The 16533-nt window shown below is 68.7% G+C and carries 16 protein-coding genes and 1 pseudogene; 8 read left to right on the top strand and 9 right to left on the bottom strand.

The features are described from left to right. Position 1: 1 nt before the first annotated feature. Entirely contained in the window at positions 2–550 is a 549-nt protein-coding gene (locus AB3X43_RS05250; RefSeq protein WP_369428814.1) for an SCO family protein, read from the bottom strand. Between the two features lie 247 nt (positions 551–797). Between AB3X43_RS05250 and AB3X43_RS05245 the strand changes: the two genes are divergently transcribed. From AB3X43_RS05245 to AB3X43_RS05235, 3 genes are all read left to right on the top strand, one after another. Continuing rightward, positions 798–1424: a hypothetical protein gene (locus AB3X43_RS05245; RefSeq protein ID WP_369428813.1), complete on the top strand. Its 627-nt coding sequence runs from the start codon at positions 798–800 to the stop codon at positions 1422–1424. An 85-nt stretch (positions 1425–1509) separates the two neighbouring features. Beyond that, entirely contained in the window at positions 1510–2349 is an 840-nt protein-coding gene (locus AB3X43_RS05240; RefSeq protein WP_369428812.1) for a TIM barrel protein, read from the top strand. 18 nt (positions 2350–2367) lie between these two features. Beyond that, a complete protein-coding gene (locus AB3X43_RS05235; protein ID WP_369428811.1) occupies positions 2368–3438 on the top strand; it encodes a LacI family DNA-binding transcriptional regulator in 1071 nt (356 codons plus the stop codon). 10 nt (positions 3439–3448) lie between these two features. On the opposite strand, the gene AB3X43_RS05230 is transcribed toward AB3X43_RS05235, so the two are convergent. After that, positions 3449–4228: a TerC family protein gene (locus AB3X43_RS05230; protein ID WP_369428810.1), complete on the bottom strand. Its 780-nt coding sequence runs from the start codon at positions 4226–4228 to the stop codon at positions 3449–3451. Positions 4229–4422: 194 nt separating this feature from the next. Between AB3X43_RS05230 and ilvD the strand changes: the two genes are divergently transcribed. Together ilvD and nhaR are read left to right on the top strand one after the other, a co-directional pair. Next, positions 4423–6282 carry a dihydroxy-acid dehydratase gene (gene ilvD, locus AB3X43_RS05225; RefSeq protein WP_369428809.1) on the top strand — a complete coding sequence of 620 codons (1860 nt, stop codon included), beginning with the start codon at positions 4423–4425 and terminating at the stop codon, positions 6280–6282. A 1-nt stretch (position 6283) separates the two neighbouring features. Continuing rightward, complete coding sequence (gene nhaR, locus AB3X43_RS05220; RefSeq protein ID WP_369428832.1) at positions 6284–7189, top strand: transcriptional activator NhaR; 906 nt, start codon at positions 6284–6286, stop codon at positions 7187–7189. A 37-nt stretch (positions 7190–7226) separates the two neighbouring features. On the opposite strand, the gene AB3X43_RS05215 is transcribed toward nhaR, so the two are convergent. The 5 genes from AB3X43_RS05215 to araD are packed head-to-tail and all read right to left on the bottom strand — an operon-like array spanning position 7227 to position 12836. Continuing rightward, positions 7227–8270 (bottom strand): Bug family tripartite tricarboxylate transporter substrate binding protein, encoded by a 1044-nt coding sequence (locus tag AB3X43_RS05215; RefSeq protein WP_369428808.1) that lies wholly within the window; start codon positions 8268–8270, stop codon positions 7227–7229. A gap of 28 nt (positions 8271–8298) precedes the next feature. Then, positions 8299–9009, bottom strand: a complete 711-nt coding sequence (locus AB3X43_RS05210) for a ribonuclease activity regulator RraA (protein WP_369428831.1) — start codon at positions 9007–9009, stop codon at positions 8299–8301. A 26-nt stretch (positions 9010–9035) separates the two neighbouring features. Beyond that, entirely contained in the window at positions 9036–10085 is a 1050-nt protein-coding gene (locus AB3X43_RS05205; protein ID WP_369428807.1) for an Ldh family oxidoreductase, read from the bottom strand. A 1-nt stretch (position 10086) separates the two neighbouring features. Then, the gene (locus AB3X43_RS05200; RefSeq protein ID WP_369428806.1) at positions 10087–11070 is read right to left on the bottom strand and encodes a Bug family tripartite tricarboxylate transporter substrate binding protein; all 984 of its coding nucleotides are present in this window, start codon (positions 11068–11070) and stop codon (positions 10087–10089) included. A gap of 35 nt (positions 11071–11105) precedes the next feature. Next, positions 11106–12836, bottom strand: a complete 1731-nt coding sequence (araD, locus tag AB3X43_RS05195; protein WP_369428805.1) for an L-arabinonate dehydratase — start codon at positions 12834–12836, stop codon at positions 11106–11108. A 90-nt stretch (positions 12837–12926) separates the two neighbouring features. Between araD and AB3X43_RS05190 the strand changes: the two genes are divergently transcribed. Further along, on the top strand, positions 12927–13631 hold the full coding sequence (locus AB3X43_RS05190; RefSeq protein WP_369428804.1) for a GntR family transcriptional regulator: 705 nt from the start codon (positions 12927–12929) through the stop codon (positions 13629–13631). On the opposite strand, the gene AB3X43_RS05185 is transcribed toward AB3X43_RS05190, so the two are convergent. Continuing rightward, on the bottom strand, positions 13621–14499 hold the full coding sequence (locus tag AB3X43_RS05185; protein WP_369428803.1) for a MurR/RpiR family transcriptional regulator: 879 nt from the start codon (positions 14497–14499) through the stop codon (positions 13621–13623). The genes AB3X43_RS05190 and AB3X43_RS05185 overlap by 11 nt on opposite strands. A gap of 188 nt (positions 14500–14687) precedes the next feature. Between AB3X43_RS05185 and AB3X43_RS05180 the strand changes: the two genes are divergently transcribed. Together AB3X43_RS05180 and AB3X43_RS05175 are read left to right on the top strand one after the other, a co-directional pair. Beyond that, on the top strand, positions 14688–15632 hold the full coding sequence (locus AB3X43_RS05180) for an AEC family transporter (RefSeq protein WP_369428802.1): 945 nt from the start codon (positions 14688–14690) through the stop codon (positions 15630–15632). 16 nt (positions 15633–15648) lie between these two features. Further along, positions 15649–16233, top strand: coding sequence for a class IV adenylate cyclase (locus AB3X43_RS05175; RefSeq protein ID WP_369428801.1), 585 nt, complete (start codon positions 15649–15651; stop codon positions 16231–16233). Here the strand turns inward: AB3X43_RS05175 and AB3X43_RS05170 are convergent. Then, a pseudogene (locus tag AB3X43_RS05170) lies at positions 16134–16533 on the bottom strand (xylose isomerase); the annotation flags it as partial. The gene AB3X43_RS05175 and the pseudogene AB3X43_RS05170 sit on opposite strands and share 100 nt — an antisense overlap.

Below are 16533 nucleotides of genomic sequence, written 5' to 3'. Positions count from 1 at the left end.
GTCACGCGGGCTTGAGCCGGCGGTATTCGTCCAGCAGGCGGCGCGGGCTGACCAGCCCGTCCAGCCGCACCCAGACCGGGCTGGCGGGTGCGCGCAGGAAGATCACCGCGTCGTGGTTCATCTTGTCGCCACGCCAGGCATCAAAGGCACGCTGCACCGTCTCCGAAGACTGCGGGTCACCGGTGACGAAGGTGCCTTGGGCACGACGGCTGCGGGCGTGTTCGGCGAGGCGGGTGACGGTGTCGTGGTCCGGGTCGATCGACACCGACACGACATTGACCTGCGGCGCCTCGGCACCAAGTGCACGCACGAACTCGTCGATCACATGGCTGGTCACGGGACAGACCGTGGTGCAGGACGTGTACAGAAAGGTCAGCACCACTGGCCGGCCATCGTCCAGCAGCGGTCGCAGTGCCTGGGCCCGACCATCGGCCGTGAGGACCTTCACAGTGGGCACCTGGTAGCGCTGCTCGCTGCGGTGCACCGCAGTGGCATCGGCGCCCGCTGTGGACGTGTGCCCCTGCGCGGGCGCCACCAAGAGCAGCGCCATCGACAACACCAGGAGCGGAGAGAACCGTGGTAACAGGGACAGGGAACGCATGAAATAGTTTTCTTTTGTTTACAAAATTACATCTTGAATCATCTTAACAAAGCCCTGCGCAGAGGAGAAGTTCATCCAAACCCTACCCCTCATCTTCATCATTGATTCAGGTGGGCCTGGTTTCATCAGAAAACAGCCACTTGCAAGAAAATAGCCAAAGCCTCAAGAAGTCTTGTCAAGAAACAATGGAATAACCATGAAGCAGAAACAGTTATCCAAACCAACACACCCGGTTCGGCGTTTCGCGCTCCTGCTGGCAGCGGCTGGCGGCATCGGCCTGTATCTGCTCGCACCAAAGGCCGCGCACGACACCGCGGCCGACGTGGCACCGCCTGTCCTGTCCATGTCGGCACCCACATCGGCCGCCACGCCCACGCAGGCGCCTTCTCCGGAAGCCACGCTCGCCCAGCGACCGGCGACCCTGCCGCCCGGCATCGTGCTGGTATCGACCCAGCCGGAGGCCCGGCCACCGCAGGCGACACTGCTGCTGGATGGCCAGCTGCAGGCCCAGCCCCAAGGCACGCACGTGGCCGGATCGGCGCTGCTGTTGCGCGGAGTGACCGCCGACGCGGTCACGCTGGGTCTGGCCGATGGCCAGGTTCTCTACACGCTGCCGGTCAGCCCGGCAGAAGAGGTCCGCCAGCGCATGGCCGATGCCCGGTCGGCGCGGCTGGCCGAGCGGGCAGCGGCACCCACGGCAGCAGCCTCGGGCGAACGGGTGGTGCAGCACGACGCCGGCCAGACCGCGCCACTGCCGGACGCGATGAAAGTCACAGTCAACCGCCGCCGTCCCAGCGCACCCGGGCCGGTCGGTGGACTCTGATCAGATTTGATCAACGCAAACGCTGCGCAAGGCCGCGGGGGTCCATAGAGTGCGGGCGGATCCCACCCACCGAGCGAGACCGCCCATGACCAACCACCTCCACTTCGCCCTCAACCGCATGGCCGTGCCGCGCCTGCGCTTCGCGGACTTCGCCGCGATGACGCGCCGTCTGGGCGTGACCGCCATCGAGATCCGCAACGACCTGCCCGGCATCGAGATCGGCGACGGCGTGCCCGCCACCGAGATCGGCGCCATCGCCAAGGCCCACGGCCTGACGATCCGCTCGATCAACGCGCTGCAGCGCTTCGAGCAGTTCACCGCCGAGCGCGAGGCCGAGGCCATCGCCATGGCGCAATACGCCCGCGACTGCGGCGCCGAGGCGCTGGTGCTGTGCCCCACCAACAACCGCGGTGACAAGCGCACCGCCGAAGAGCGCCACGCCGCGCTGGTCCACGCGCTGACCTCGCTGAAGCCGATCCTCAACGACCACGGCCTGATCGGACTGGTCGAGCCGCTGGGCTTCGAGGAATGCGCCGTGCGCCGCAAGTCGCAGGCCGTGCGCGCCTTCGAGGCAATCGATGCCGACGGCACCTTCCGCCTGGTCCATGACACGTTCCACCACCACCTGGCGGGCGAAGGACTGTTCTTTCCCGCATGGACCGGGCTGGTGCACATCTCCGGCGTCGAGGACGCGGCCGTGACCGTGCCCGACCTGCGCGACGGCCACCGCGTGCTGGTCGGCGGCGCGGACCGCCTGGGCAACATCGCGCAACTGCGCACGCTGCTGGACGCGGGCTACACCGGCTTTGTTTCCTACGAGCCGTTCGCGGAAGAGATCGCGGCCGCCACCGACATCGAGGCGCGGCTGGCTGCCAGCATGGCGCACCTGCAGGCCGGCGTTGCCGCGCTTGCCAGCGCCGCCTGAACGTGGCATCACGGCGGGATGGCTGAACCCGTTCTCCCCCGCCGCAAGCGCAGCGCCCGCTTCACCGACATCGCCGCCGCTGCACACGTCAGCACCGCCACGGTCAACCGGGTGCTGAACGAGCACGGCGGCGTCTCGGCCGAGACCACGGCGCGCGTGATCGCCGCGGCACAGCGGCTCGGCGTGCCGCGCGTGCTGCCCGACACCCGCCACGGGCTGACGCGTTTCGACGTGGTGCTGGCGCGCAGCACCACGCCCTATTTCCGCCGCCTGGACTTCGCGCTGACCCGGTCGGCGCAGATGCTGGACCGCCGCATCCTGGTGCACCGCCACGTCGTGGAAGCCACCGACGCCGCGCAGCTCGACGAACTCCTCACCCGGCCGCGTCACCGCCGCGACGGGCTGGTCGTGGCCCTGCACGACACACCCCCGGTGCGCGCCGCGCTGCGCCAGCAGATCGACCAGGGCGTGCCGGTGGTGACGCTGATGAGCCGCATCGGCGATGTACCCGGCCTGCACTACGCCGGCATCGACAACCTCGGCGCTGGCCGTACCGCCGGCCACTTCATCGGCCGGCTGGCCGCCCGCCCGGGTCGTGTGCTGCGGCTGGCCAACACGCTCGACTACCGCGCCCATGTCGACCGCCAGCGCGGCTGCGCCGAGGTGCTGGCCGAGCGCCATCCGCTGATCGATCCGGGCGTACCAGTGCCCTGCCATGATGACCCCGATCGCTGCCAGTTCGCGCTGCGCCAGGCACTGGCGGACGCGCAGCGCGACGGCCTGCCGCTGATCGGGCTCTACCACAGCGGTGCGGGATCGGCGGGCATCGCGGCAGAGTTGCAGCGGCTGGCGCCGGCCGAGCGGCCGGTCTGGGTCGGACACGAACTCAGCGACGAACACCGCACGCTGCTGCGCCTGGGTCTGCTCGACCTCGTCATCGACCAGGACCCGGATGGCCAGATCGCCAGCGCGCTGCACCACCTGCTGCATGCCAGCGGCCATGTGGAGCAGCCCGCCTCGGCCGAACCCAACGAGTTCCGCCTGTTCTGCGCGGAAAACATCCGCGGCGGGCACTACCTGACCGACTGACGGCAGCCGGTCAGACTGCGACGGTCACCGCGTCCTTGGCTGCGGCCTCACGGAGGCTCTGGCGCTTGGCGCGGGCACGGATGTTGAGCGCTTCCACGCCCAGAGAGAACGCCATCGCCGCATACAGGTAGCCCTTCGGGATGTGCAGGTCCAGCGCCTCGCCGATCAGCGCCATGCCCACCATCACGAGGAAGGCCAGCGCCAGCACCTTGACCGACGGGTGGGCATCCACGAAGTCGCCGATCGGCTTGGCAGCGAACAGCATCACGCCCACCGCCGCGATCACGGCCGCCACCATCACGCCAAGCCGGTCCACCATGCCGACCGCGGTGATCACCGAGTCGAGCGAGAAGACGATGTCGATCACGCCGATCTGGCCGACCGTTGCCCACAGCGCGCGCCGGCCCGCCGCCTTCAGCACGGCAGGGTCCGACGGTGGCGGGCCGTCTTCCTCGCGCGCCTCGACCTCCACGAAGATCTCGTGCGAAGCCTTGTAGAGCAGGAACAGGCCGCCGCCGAGCAGCACCAGGTCACGCCCGCTGAGACCTGTGCCCAGCACGGTGAAGAGATCGTCCGTCAGGCCCATCACTGCACTCAGCGAGAAGAGCAGCAGCAGCCGCGACACCATCGCGAATCCGAGGCCGAGTCGCCGCGCCAGATCGCGCTGCTCGGACGGCAATCGGCCGACGAGGATCGAGATGAAGATGATGTTGTCGATGCCCAGGACAATTTCCAGGGCGGTGAGCATCGCGAAGGCGATCCAGACATGGGGGTCGAAGAGGAATTCCATGGGTGCAATCTAGAGGCCCCGACACTTCGCGTACAGTCAATTAAACAGAAGATGAACTTCTTGAAAACAGAAGCATTGACCTAGAACCCGTCTCCACATCAGGTCGCACCCAACGCCCCTGGCACCACCGGACCGGCCGACTGGGCCAAAATCACTCCCTCGCCCGTTCGGCCATCCCATTCCGAGAGCTGCCCATGCCCGCCTACCGTTCCAAGACCTCCACCGCCGGCCGCAACATGGCCGGTGCCCGCGCCCTGTGGCGCGCCACCGGCATGAAGGACGGCGACTTCAGCAAGCCGATCATCGCCATTGCCAATTCCTTCACCCAGTTCGTGCCCGGTCACGTCCACCTGAAGGACCTGGGGCAGCTGGTGGCCCGCGAGATCGAGGCTGCAGGCGGTGTGGCCAAGGAATTCAACACCATCGCTGTCGATGACGGCATCGCGATGGGCCACGACGGCATGCTGTACTCGCTGCCCAGCCGCGACCTGATCGCCGATTCGGTCGAGTTCATGGTCAACGCCCACTGCGCCGACGCGCTGGTGTGCATCTCCAACTGCGACAAGATCACGCCGGGCATGCTGATGGCCGCGATGCGCCTGAACATACCCGTGGTCTTCGTCTCCGGCGGACCGATGGAGGCAGGCAAGACCAAGCTCGCCAACCCCACCACGCACATCATGGAGTTCAAGAAGCTCGACCTGATCGACGCAATGGTGATGGCCGCCGACCCGAAGGTGTCGGACGAGGAAGTGGCCCAGGTCGAGCGTTCGGCCTGCCCGACCTGCGGCTCGTGCTCGGGGATGTTCACCGCCAACTCGATGAACTGCCTGGCCGAGGCGCTGGGGCTGGCGCTGCCGGGCAACGGCACGGTGCTGGCCACGCACGCCGACCGCGAACAGCTCTTCAAGCGCGCCGGCCGCATGGCAGTGGACCTGTGCAAGCGGTACTACGAGGAGGAGGACGCCTCGGTGCTGCCGCGCTCGATGGGCTTCAAGGCCTTCGAGAACGCAATCACGCTCGACATCGCCATGGGCGGCTCGACCAACACCATCCTGCACATCCTGGCCATCGCCCAGGAAGCCGAGATCGACTTCACGATGGCCGACATCGACCGCCTCTCGCGCGTCGTGCCGCAGCTCTGCAAGGTCGCACCGAACACGCAGAAGTACCACATCGAGGACGTGCACCGCGCCGGCGGCATCATGGCCATCCTGGGTGAACTCGACCGCGCCGGCCGCCTGCACACCGACGTGCCGACCATCCACGCGCCGACCATGAAGGACGCGCTGGACCAGTGGGACATCGCCCGCGATCCGAGCGAAGCCGTCCGGCATTTCTACCTCGCGGGTCCCGCCGGCATCCCGACCCAGGTTGCGTTCAGCCAGGACACCCGCTGGCCAAGCCTGGACCTCGACCGCGCCGAAGGCTGCATCCGCTCCGGCAAACATGCCTTCTCGCAGGAAGGTGGCCTGGCCGTGCTGCGCGGCAACATCGCGCTCGACGGCTGCGTGGTCAAGACGGCAGGCGTGGACGACGCGCTGATGGTGTTCGAGGGTTCGGCCTACGTGACCGAGTCGCAGGACGAGGCCGTGGCCGACATCCTGGCCGACAAGGTCAAGGCTGGTGACATCGTGGTCGTGCGCTACGAAGGCCCCAAGGGCGGCCCGGGCATGCAGGAAATGCTCTACCCGACCAGCTACATCAAGTCCAAGGGCCTGGGCAAGGCGTGTGCGCTGCTGACCGACGGCCGCTTCTCCGGCGGCACCTCGGGCCTGTCGATCGGCCACTGTTCGCCGGAAGCGGCGGCGGGCGGCGCGATCGGGCTGGTGCGCCAGGGGGACCGCATCCGCATCGACATCCGGAACCGCTCGATCAACGTGCTGGTGTCGGACGAGGAGCTGGCAGTGCGCCGCGCCGAGCAGGACGCCAAGGGCTGGAAGCCGGTGCTGCCGCGCCCGCGCAAGGTCTCCGCGGCGCTGCGGGCCTACGCGCTGCTGGCCACCTCGGCGGACAAGGGCGCCGTGCGCGACCTGTCGAAGCTCGGCGGCTGACCTGAACTTCAAGCACCTGTACTACTTCTGGGCCACTGCCAAGGCCGGTGGCGTGGTGCGCGCCAGCGAGCAGATCCACACCACGCCGCAGACCCTGTCGACCCAGATCAAGCTGCTGGAGAACAGCCTCGGCTGTGCGCTGTTCCGCAAGCGCGGGCGCGGCCTGGAGCTGACCGACGATGGCCGGGCTGCACTCGGCTACGCCGACCAGATCTTCGCGCTCGGCGCGGAGCTGGAAGCAGCGATCGGCCAGTCCGGTCGCCGCCGGGCGGAACTCGAGTTCCGCGTCGGCATTGCCGACCAGGTGCCCAAGTCCATCGCCTACCGCCTGCTGGAGCCCGCACTGGACGGGCACGACCCCGTGCGGCTGATCTGCCACGAAGGCAAGCTGGCCGATCTGCTGGCGCAGCTCGCGGTGCACCGGCTCGACCTGGTGATCGCCGACGAGGCCATGGGGCCGAACCTGAGCGTCAAGGCCTACAGCCACCCGCTGGGCACGACCGCGATGGGATTCTTTGCAACGCCTGCGCTGAAGGCGACGCTGCAGGGGCCCTTTCCGCAGTGCCTCGACGGCGCGCCGATGCTGATCCAGGGCGCTGCATCGGCGATCCGCCAGCGGCTGGACCTGTGGCTGACCGAGCACGGCGTGCGTCCGCGGCGGGTCGGCGAATTCGATGACTCGGCGCTGCTCAAGGCCTTCGGGGCCGAGGGCCGCGGCCTCTTCATGGCCCCCACGGTGCTGGAGGACGAAACCTGCACGCAGTACGGCGTCGAGGTCGTGGGGCGGTCGGAGGCCCTGGTCGAGCAGTTCTTCGCCATCTCGGTCGAGCAGCGCATCACCCACCCCTGTGTGGTCGCCATCACCCAGGCGGCACGCGACCACTTCCTGACGCAGCGAACCGCGTGATCCTGGTCCGGGGCCAGGGCCACACCGGTCGGGCCGCTCACTCCGGCTTGATGCCGCCAGCCCTGATCACCCTGGACCACAGGTCGATCTCGGCCTTGACGAAGTCGGTGTACGGCTTCGATCCGGTCTGCGGCACCACGAAGCCCACCGACTCCAGCCGCTGCCTGATCTCGGGCGAAGCAATGATCTTCTTCATCGCCGCGTCCAGCTTGTCCACGATCGGCTGCGGCGTGCCCTTGATCGCCGACAGGCCCGACCACGACAGCGCCTGGAAGCCGGGGAACCCACTCTCGGCCACCGTCGGCACGTCCGGGTACAGGGGGTTGCGCTGCAGGCTGCTGACCGCCAGCGCCCGCAGCTTGCCCGCCTTGACATGGGGCAGCGCCACATCCTGGTTGATGAACATCATCGGAATCTGGCCGCCCAGCAGATCCTGCATCATCGGGCCGCCCCCACGGTAGGGAATGCCGACCACGAAGAAGCCATTGCAGTTCTTGACCGTGGGCAGGCACTTGCTGGCCTCCTGCTTGAGCAGCTCCATCGCCATGTGGCCCGAGGCCGCGTGGGTGTAGCCGTAGTTCAGCTTGCCGGGGTTCTTGCGCACGTAGTCCACCAGTTCGCCGAAGGTCTTGTACGGCGTGCTGGCGTTGACGACGAGCACATTCGGCCCGGAGTTGACCTGGCTGATGTGGATGAAGTCGCGCATCGAGTCGTAGCCGAGCGTGGAGTTCAGGCCATGGGCCACCGCGTTCTGGCCGACGCCGGTCTGCATCAGCGTGTAGCCGTCGGGCGCGGACTTGGCCCCGCGCAGCGTGCCGATGGTGCCACCCGCGCCGCCGATGTTGTCCACCACGAACGGCTGGCCAAGCTCCTTGCCCAGCGCGTCGGCAACGATCCGGGCCATGACGTCGCTGGTCCCTCCCGCAGGGAAGGGACTGATGATCTTCACCGGCTTGTTGGGATAGTCCGACTGGGCCAGCGCCGGCAGGGCACACAGCGCCAGGACACCAGCCGCTGCGGCGACCAGGGTTCGGTGGACCGACCTTCGGTGGATCGACCACCGGCTCTGCAGCTTGTTCATGGGTTGTCTCCTGTTGAAATGGGACGGTTCACCGCCCGCGGGCGGCCCGCCAAGCGGCGAAATCGACGCGGCTCTGTTCCAGCGTCGGCGGGTACAGGCCGATGATCGAGCGCCCCTGCATCACCTGTTCCTGCACGAAGTCCTCGAAGGCGGTCATCTCCACCGCCTCGACGGCGACCTCATCGGCCAAGTGCGCAGGCACAACGACGACCCCCTCGCCATCACCGACCACGATGTCCCCCGGCCACACCGCCACATCGCCGCAGCCGATCGGCACATTCAGATCGAGCGCCTGGTGCAGCGTCAGGTTGGTCGGCGCGCTCGGGCGCTGGTGGTAGGCGGGCATCGTGTACCTGGCGATGTCCGTCGAGTCACGGAACCCGCCGTCCGTCACCACACCCGCCACGCCGCGCTGCATCAGCCGAGCCACCAGGATGCCGCCCGCCGAGGCAGCGCGTGCATCCTTGCGGCTGTCGATCACCAGCACGGCGCCCTCGGGGCATTCCTCCACACCGACCCGCTGCGGGTGTTTCGGGTCGAGGAAGACGCCGATCGGGTTCAGGTCTTCCCGCGCCGGGATGTAGCGCATCGTGTACGCCGGCCCGACCATGTTCGGCAGCGCCGGGTTGAGCGGGCGCACGTCCTGGATGCACTGGTTGCGCAAACCGCGCTTGAACAGCGCGGTGCAGAGCGTGGCGGTGCTGACGGTCATCAGCCGGGCACGGGTATCGGGATTCATGGCGGTCATGGGAAGCTCCGGAAGCATCAAGGAAGCGGCACGCCCAGGCGATCGGCGCAGGCCGCAAGCTGCTGCCACGTGGCGTCGTCGAGCTGCAGCCCATCGGCCTCGGCCTGCGCCAGACCGGCCGCCGCCTGGTCCCCGGGCAGACGGACCGGCCGGTCGGCCCGGATCGGCCGGTTGCTGCGGCAGCGCTCGGACAGGTGGTCCATCTGCGCGGCGAACGCGTCACGGCCAGCGAAGAAATCGGGGTCGAGGACCTGCAGGAAGACGTTGCCGCCCCAGCGTGTCGGCCCGTCGAGCCGACCGTGACCGGACAGTCCTTGCGACAGTGCCTCGACCATCAGCGCCAGCCCGTAGCCCTTGTGGCCATATTCCTGCCCACCGACAAGCTGGATCGAACCGCGCGGCTCGGTGTGCTCCAGCACGGCGGGGTCGCAGGTCGGCACGCCCTGTGCGTCGAGCAGCCACGGGTGCTCGAACTGCACGCCGGCCGCGTGGGTCTGGCGCGTCATCGAGGTCGTGGTGATCGACGCGCAGATGTCCACGAGCACCGGGTGCTCGGCGCCAGGGTAGCCGATGGCGAAGGGGTTGGGCGTGAACACCGCCTCGGTGCCGCCGTAGGGCGCGACGCGGCGGCCAGCGGGGTCGGAGTTGTAAATCTGCGCCATGAAGCCTTGGTCCGCCGCCAGCTTGACCAGCACAGCCAGACAGCCGATGTGGTGCGTGCGGCGGAGGGCGATGGCGGCCAGCCCGTGCTCCGCAGCGCGGGACATGGCCACCCCGAGGGCACGCTCCATCAGCCACAGCCCCGGCAGGTAGTCGCCATCCCACACCGCCGTCAGCCCGGTGTCGCGCACGATCTGCGGCTCGCCTTGCACGCGCATGCTGCCCTTGGCGATCTCGGCCAGGTACAGCGGTGCCATCGCCAGCCCATGCGTGCGCCGGCCCATCGCGTCGGTGCGCACCAGCAGGCGCGCCACGCTGGTGGCCTTGTCGGCCTCCATGCCGGCGGCGGTGAACAGGGCCGCGCCGAAGGCTTCGAGCGCATCGATCGAGCAGGTCGGAGCAGCCATCTCAGGCATTGCCTTCCAGTTGCGCGCCGGCCTGCTGGATCACCTGCGCCCAGCGGCGGCTTTCGCGCTGCAGGAACTCGGTGGTTTCCTTCGGCGTCGTCGTCATGACCTCGGCACCGGCCCCCGTCAGACGCGAGCGCACGTCTGGCTGGCGGATCACCGCGACCAGCGCCGCCGCCAGCCGTTCGGCCATTGCCGCCGGCATCGTCGCAGGCACGGCCACCCCCTGGTAGGTGCCGGATTCGAAGTCCTTCACGCCCTGCTCGGCCAGCGTCGGCACGTTGCCGATCAGCGCCATGCGTGTGCGCTTGGACACGCCGATCAGCTTGAGCCGCCCGGACTGCACCAGTGGCAGTGTCGCCAGCATCCCGTTCAGGCACAGCTGCGTGTTGCCCGCTGCCGTGTCCCCCAGCGCTGCCGAGCCGCCGCGGAACGGCACATGCTGCCACTGCAGTCCCGAGCGCAGCGCGATGTCCACCACCCCCAGGTGATTCGCCGAGCCGGAGCCGGCCGACGACACGTTCAGCGGCCTGGTCCTGGACAACGCCACCAGCTCGGCCATGTTCGACGCGTTCACCGACGGATGCGCCACCAGCAGGTGCGGCGAGTAGGCCAGCATCGTCACGCCCTTGAGCTGCTCCGGCCTGTAGGGCATCTCCTTGGTGACGAGCGGGCTGATCGCCAGCGAGCTCATGTCCGACAGCAGCAGCGTGTGGTCGTCGGTGGCCTGCGCGGCGGTGGCGGCACCGATGATGCCGTTGGCGCCAGCCTTGTTCTCGACCACGACCGTGGTGCCCAGCAGGTCACCGAGCGGCTTGCCGATCAGCCGGGCGATGAAATCGGACGAGCCACCGGGGGGGAACGGCACGATCAGGTGCAGCGGCTTGCTCGGCCATGCCGGCGTGGCCGACGGTGCAGCCCAGGCGGCGGGGGCAACAGCGCCCAGCACGGCGGCGGATTTCAGGACGGTGCGGCGTGAGGTCATGACAGGTTCCCGGTAGGTCAGCGTCGAAGGCGACGTCAGAAGATGTCCGGCTCGGGCACCGCGGCGCCGAAGCCCGTTTCGAGGAAATCGAAATCGCAGCCCTGGTCGGCCTGCAGGATGTGGCGGCCGAACAGCCAGCCGTAGCCGCGCTCGTACCGCGGTGGTGGCGGCGTCCAGGCGGCGCGGCGGGCGGCGAGTTCGTCGTCGCTGAGGTTGAGGTGGATCGTGCGGGCCGGCACATCGACGGTGATCGTGTCGCCGGTCTGCACCAGCGCCAGCGGCCCGCCGACCGCCGCCTCCGGGGCACAGTGCAGCAGGCAGCCGCCGTAGCTCGTGCCGCTCATGCGCGCATCGCTCAGGCGCAGCATGTCGGTCACGCCCACCTTGAGCAGCTTGGTCGGGATCGGCAGCATCCCCCACTCCGGCATACCCGCGCCCTTCGGCCCGGCGTTGCGCAGCACGAGGATGTCGTCGCCGGTCACGTCGAGGTCCGGGTCATCGACGGCCTGCTTCAGCGAGGGGTAGTCATCGAACACCAGCGCCCGGCCGGTGTGCTGCAGCAGGTGCGGGGCGCAGGCGCTGGGCTTGATCGCCACGCCGTCCGGCGCCAGGTTGCCGCGCAGCACGGCCAGGGCGCCCTCGGCGTAGATCGGGTTCGTGACCGGGCGGATCACGTCGTCGTCGTAGGTCTCGGCGCCCGCGATGTTCTCGCCGAGCGTGCGTCCGTTGACGGTCAGCGCGTCAGTGCGCAGGTGCGGGCGGATCTGTTCCAGCATCGCCGGCAGGCCGCCTGCGTAGTAGAAATCCTCCATCAGGTAGGCGTCACCGCTAGGCCGGATGTTGGCGACCACCGGCACGTGGCGGCTGCAGGCGTCGAAGTCGTCGAGCGTGACCGGGTGGCCGGCGCGGCGCGACATCGCGATCAGGTGGATCACCGCGTTGGTCGAGCAGCCCATCGCCATCGCGCAGGCAATTCCGTTCTCGAAGTTCGCCCGTGTCAGCATCCGCGCCGGTGTCAGGTCGTCCCACACCATCTCGACGATGCGCCGGCCGCATTCGGCGCTCATGCGGATGTGGTTCACGTCCGCCGCGGGAATCGACGACGCGCCCGGCAGCGTGAAGCCGCACGCCTCGGCGATGCCCATCATCGTCGCGGCCGTGCCCATCGTCATGCAGGTGCCGTGGCTGCGGGCGATGCCGGCTTCCATCTCCTGCCACGCCTGGTCGGACAGGCGGCCGGCGCGGCGTTCGTCCCAGTACTTGAAGGCGTCGGAGCCGGAGCCGAGCACCTGGCCCTTCCAGTGGCCACGCAGCATCGGGCCGGCGGGCAGGTAGACGAACGGCAGGCCCATCGACAGCGCGCCCATCACCAGCCCCGGCGTCGTCTTGTCGCAGCCCCCCATCAGCACCGCGCCATCGACCGGGTGCGAGCGCAGCAGCTCCTCGGTTTCCATCGCCAGGAAGTTGCGGTAGAGCATCGAGGTCGGCTTGACCATCGACTCCGACAGCGAGATCGCCGGCAGCTCCAGCGGGAAGCCCCCGGCTTGCAGCACGCCGCGCTTCACGTCCTCGACGCGCTGCTTGAAGTGCGTGTGGCACTGGTTCGCGTCGCTCCAGGTGTTGACGATGGCGATGATCGGCTTGTCCTTCCAGTCGATCGGCGCGAAGCCCATCTGCATCACCCGCGAACGGTGGCCGAAGGAGCGGAAGTCGTCGGGAGCAAACCAGCGGGCGCTGCGCAGGGAGTCAGGGGAGCGGCGAGACATCATGCCCGGCATTGACGCACTAATATATTAATACGTCAATGCCCGTTTGTCCCGAAACCGCCGCTGGCGGGCCACCTACAATCGCCTCTGATGCCCGTACCTGCCCTGCCTCCATTCCGACTCGACCGCACCCGCCAAGCGACACCGCAGGTCTTCGAGCGGCTGCGCGAAGCGATCCTGACGCTGGAACTCGCGCCAGGCACGCTCCTGTCGCGGGCCGAGCTGGCCGCTTCGTTCGGCGTGAGCCAGACACCGGTGCGCGAGGCCCTGATCAAGCTCGGCGAAGAGGGCCTGGTGGACATCTTTCCGCAGCACGCCACGGTCGTCAGCCGCATCGGCCTGACCGCGGCGCGGCAAGCGCATTTCCTGCGGCGGGCGATCGAGCTGGAGGTCGTGGCGACCCTGGCCGGTCAGGACGCCGAGGCGGTGGCGACGCTGGTGCCGGTGCTGCACACCCTGATCGCGCAGCAGCAGCAGGCCATGCAGGCCGGAGACGCCGCGCAGTTCGTGCGCGCCGACCGGGCCTTCCACGAAGCCATGCTCGCCGCGGCCGGCGTGGCCGAGCTGGCCGAACTGGTGCGCCAGCGCAGCGGGCAAGTGGACCGGCTGCGCCTGCTGCACCTGCCGGCGCAGGGCAAGATGCAGGCGATCCTGGCGGACCACGCGCGCATCGTCACCGCCATCGCCGCCCGTGACACCTCAGCGGCGCAGCAAGCGCTGCGCGACCACCTCAGCGGCACACTCCTCGTCGCCGACGCCATCCGCCAGCGCCACCCCGGCTACATCACGGACTGAGGGTCCGCCCGGCCACCTGCGTGGGTCGATAAGGCAGCTCCAGCCGGTACGCCAGCGCGATGAACAGGCTCTGCGCCAGGCCCATCGTCGCAGTGAGCGAGCGGAAACCGAAGGTGGCGCTGTCCTGCACGATCAGCGCCACCTCGGCCTCGCGGGCCAGCGGGCTCATGCGGCTGTCGGTGAGCGCCACCAGCCGCGCACCGCGCTGCACCGCCTGCTGCGCGACCGTGACGGTCTCCTCGGCATAGGGCGCGAACGAGATCGCGATGATCACGTCCCCGGCGCGCACCGAGCGCATCTGGCCCTCGTGCATGCTGCCCAGCGCGGTGACCAGGCCGATGCGCTTGTCGGTGTGCTGCAGGGCGTAGTCCAGATAGACCGCAATCGGAAAACTGCGCCGCGAGCCGACAATCCAGATCGCCTGCGTGTCGGCCAGCAGATCGACCGCCCGCCCGAACGCGACTTCGTCCAGCGTGTTCTGCAGCTCCTGCATGCCCGCGAGGCTGCCGCCGAGGAACTCGTGGGCGATCTGCGCCGCGTTCAGGTTGGGTGCGCCGGACTCGATCACGTCGCGGATGCGGGCGCTGTAGTTGCGGCCCGGCGCGATCTGCTGCGACAGGCCATCGCGGAACACCCGCTGCAGTTCGGTGAAGCCGGTGAAGCCGAAGTGCTTGGCGAAGCGCACCACCGCCGAAGGCTGCACGCCGCAGTGGGCCGCCACATCCTGGATGCCATCCAGACCGAGGTGGTCGCGGTGCTGCTCGACATAGCGGCCGATCAGCTTGAGCTGGCGGCTGAGCGCCTCGTATTCGTCGGAAATGCGCTTGAGCAGCAGATCGACCGTCATCCTGGGTTCATTCGCGTTCATCGGCGTTCATTCTAGGCAGCACAGGTGCGCTCGGTCGTTCGGGTATCCATGGAGAAACCGAGTCGATGATAGTTTCCATTCCGGCGCCACGTCAAAAACGCATTTCCAACCCGACCACCGACCCCCAGCCGTCCGGACACAGGGACTTGGGGATTAGACTGCCGGCCCCTGTCCTTCGCGCCGCACAGATGCTCGACATCCTGTCCATCACCTTCCCCATCTACCTGATCATCGCCGTCGGCTACCTGCTGACGCGCCTGGGGGTGTTTGCCAAGGCCGAGCTGAAGGCCTTTGGCAAGTTCGTCATCCAGCTGGCGCTGCCGGCACTGCTGTTCAACGCGCTGAGCCAGCGCCGCATCGCCGACGTGCTCAACATCAGCTATCTGCTGGTCTACGCTGCCGGCTCGCTGGTGCTGGTCGGTGCGGCGATGGTCTGGGCGCGGCGCCTGGCCGGCAAGCCGTGGTCGGAGAGCGCTGTCTGCGCCATGGGCATGGCCTGTCCGAACAGCGGCTTCGTCGGCTACCCGATCATGCTGCTGCTGATGCCGGCGGTCGCAGGGGTGGCGCTGGCGCTGAACATGCTGGTCGAGAACCTGATCCTGCTGCCGCTGCTGCTGGCGCTGGCCGACCGCGGCGACTCGCAGCACCTGCCCTGGTACCGGGTGGTGGGCCAGTCGCTGGCCCGGCTGGCGACGAACCCGATGATCATCGGCCTGGTGCTGGGCTTCCTCGCATCGGCGATCGGCTGGCAGTTGCCGGCACCGCTGGCGCGCACGGTGACGCTGTTCGCACAGGCCAGCAGCGCGCTGTCGCTGTTCGTGATCGGTGGCGCGCTGCACGGACTGTCGCTGGCCGGCATGGGGCGCCAGGTCGGGCCGATCATGGCCGGCAAGCTGGTGCTGCACCCGCTGTGCATCCTCGGCGCGCTGGCCACCGGTGCGGCCTTCGGCCTGCCCGCCCTGGTGCCGGAGCTGCGCACCGCGCTGGTGATGACCGCCGCGATGCCGATCATGGGCATCTACCCGATCCTGGCGCAACGCCATGGCCATGAAGGCTTCAGCGCCGCCGCGTTGCTCGGCACGACGCTGGGGTCGTTCTTGACGCTGAACCTGCTGCTCTGGATGTGGCACTGAACGCAGGCGCACGGCCATGGCACGCAACATCGAAATCAAGGCCCGCATCGCCGACCTCGAGGCCCTGGCCCGCCGCGTCGGCCTCCTGTCCACCGCCGGGCCGGCCAGGATCGCGCAGGACGACACCTTCTTCGCCTGCCCGAACGGCCGGCTCAAGCTGCGCGACTTCGGCGACGGGCACGGCGAGCTGATCTTCTACCAGCGCGTCGACCAGACCGGCCCGAAGACCTCGTTCTACGCCATCACGCCCACCGCCGAACCCGACTCGCTGCGCGAGGTGCTGACACGCGCCCACGGCCAGACCGGCCGCGTCATCAAGCAGCGCACGCTCTACCTCGTCGAGCGCACGCGGGTGCACCTGGACCAGGTCGAGGGCCTGGGCACGTTCATGGAATTGGAGGTGGTGCTGCACGAGGGTGAACCGGCCGAGGCCGGTGAACAGGAAGCACAGGCGCTGATGGCCGCTCTCGACATCCCGGCCAGCGCGCTGATCGACAGCGCCTATGTCGATCTGCTGCGCACCGCCGCCCACTCCTCGCGCAGCCACCGCGCGCACGCCACGTTGTTGTCCCAGATCGAATACCGCGCCCCGCCACCATAGTCCGGAAACGGGAGGAACTCGCAGCTGATCTGCTGCGGCGCGCGCTCGGGGTGCGTCTGCATCCAGCGCAGCAGGTCGCGCACGGCGTCCTTCCACGGTTCGAGTCGCTCGGCCTGCCAGTCCGCATGGAAGGTGCCGGGCGGCGGCGCGACCAGCGGGTACTGGATCGCCCGGCCCGGCTGGCCGCGCCGGCGGTTCATCGCCGCGTTGTGGCGGACACCGGGCGCAACGCTGCGGGTGTGGGCGTGCACCACCCAGCCTTCGTGCAGCCACTGGCGGTAGAGCGTGGCCCTGCCGTCG

Origin of the sequence: Sphaerotilus sp., assembly GCF_041083715.1 — a bacterium.
Classification (GTDB): Bacteria; Pseudomonadota; Gammaproteobacteria; order Burkholderiales; family Burkholderiaceae_C; genus Sphaerotilus.
Note: the sequence above shows the minus strand (reverse complement) of the source record. Positions and strands in the feature narration are given on the sequence as shown.

What these genes read in the sequence shown, in the direction of transcription:
- AB3X43_RS05250 (WP_369428814.1), bottom strand. Translation starts at nt 550, where the DNA reads ATGGCGCTGCTCTTGGTGGCGCCCGCGCAGGGGCACACGTCCACAGCG.
- AB3X43_RS05245 (WP_369428813.1), top strand. Translation starts at nt 798, where the DNA reads ATGAAGCAGAAACAGTTATCCAAACCAACACACCCGGTTCGGCGTTTC.
- AB3X43_RS05240 (WP_369428812.1), top strand. Translation starts at nt 1,510, where the DNA reads ATGACCAACCACCTCCACTTCGCCCTCAACCGCATGGCCGTGCCGCGC.
- AB3X43_RS05235 (WP_369428811.1), top strand. Translation starts at nt 2,368, where the DNA reads ATGGCTGAACCCGTTCTCCCCCGCCGCAAGCGCAGCGCCCGCTTCACC.
- AB3X43_RS05230 (WP_369428810.1), bottom strand. Translation starts at nt 4,228, where the DNA reads ATGGAATTCCTCTTCGACCCCCATGTCTGGATCGCCTTCGCGATGCTC.
- ilvD (WP_369428809.1), top strand. Translation starts at nt 4,423, where the DNA reads ATGCCCGCCTACCGTTCCAAGACCTCCACCGCCGGCCGCAACATGGCC.
- AB3X43_RS05215 (WP_369428808.1), bottom strand. Translation starts at nt 8,270, where the DNA reads ATGAACAAGCTGCAGAGCCGGTGGTCGATCCACCGAAGGTCGGTCCAC.
- AB3X43_RS05210 (WP_369428831.1), bottom strand. Translation starts at nt 9,009, where the DNA reads ATGAATCCCGATACCCGTGCCCGGCTGATGACCGTCAGCACCGCCACG.
- AB3X43_RS05205 (WP_369428807.1), bottom strand. Translation starts at nt 10,085, where the DNA reads ATGGCTGCTCCGACCTGCTCGATCGATGCGCTCGAAGCCTTCGGCGCG.
- AB3X43_RS05200 (WP_369428806.1), bottom strand. Translation starts at nt 11,070, where the DNA reads ATGACCTCACGCCGCACCGTCCTGAAATCCGCCGCCGTGCTGGGCGCT.
- araD (WP_369428805.1), bottom strand. Translation starts at nt 12,836, where the DNA reads ATGTCTCGCCGCTCCCCTGACTCCCTGCGCAGCGCCCGCTGGTTTGCT.
- AB3X43_RS05190 (WP_369428804.1), top strand. Translation starts at nt 12,927, where the DNA reads ATGCCCGTACCTGCCCTGCCTCCATTCCGACTCGACCGCACCCGCCAA.
- AB3X43_RS05185 (WP_369428803.1), bottom strand. Translation starts at nt 14,499, where the DNA reads ATGAACGCGAATGAACCCAGGATGACGGTCGATCTGCTGCTCAAGCGC.
- AB3X43_RS05180 (WP_369428802.1), top strand. Translation starts at nt 14,688, where the DNA reads ATGCTCGACATCCTGTCCATCACCTTCCCCATCTACCTGATCATCGCC.
- AB3X43_RS05175 (WP_369428801.1), top strand. Translation starts at nt 15,649, where the DNA reads ATGGCACGCAACATCGAAATCAAGGCCCGCATCGCCGACCTCGAGGCC.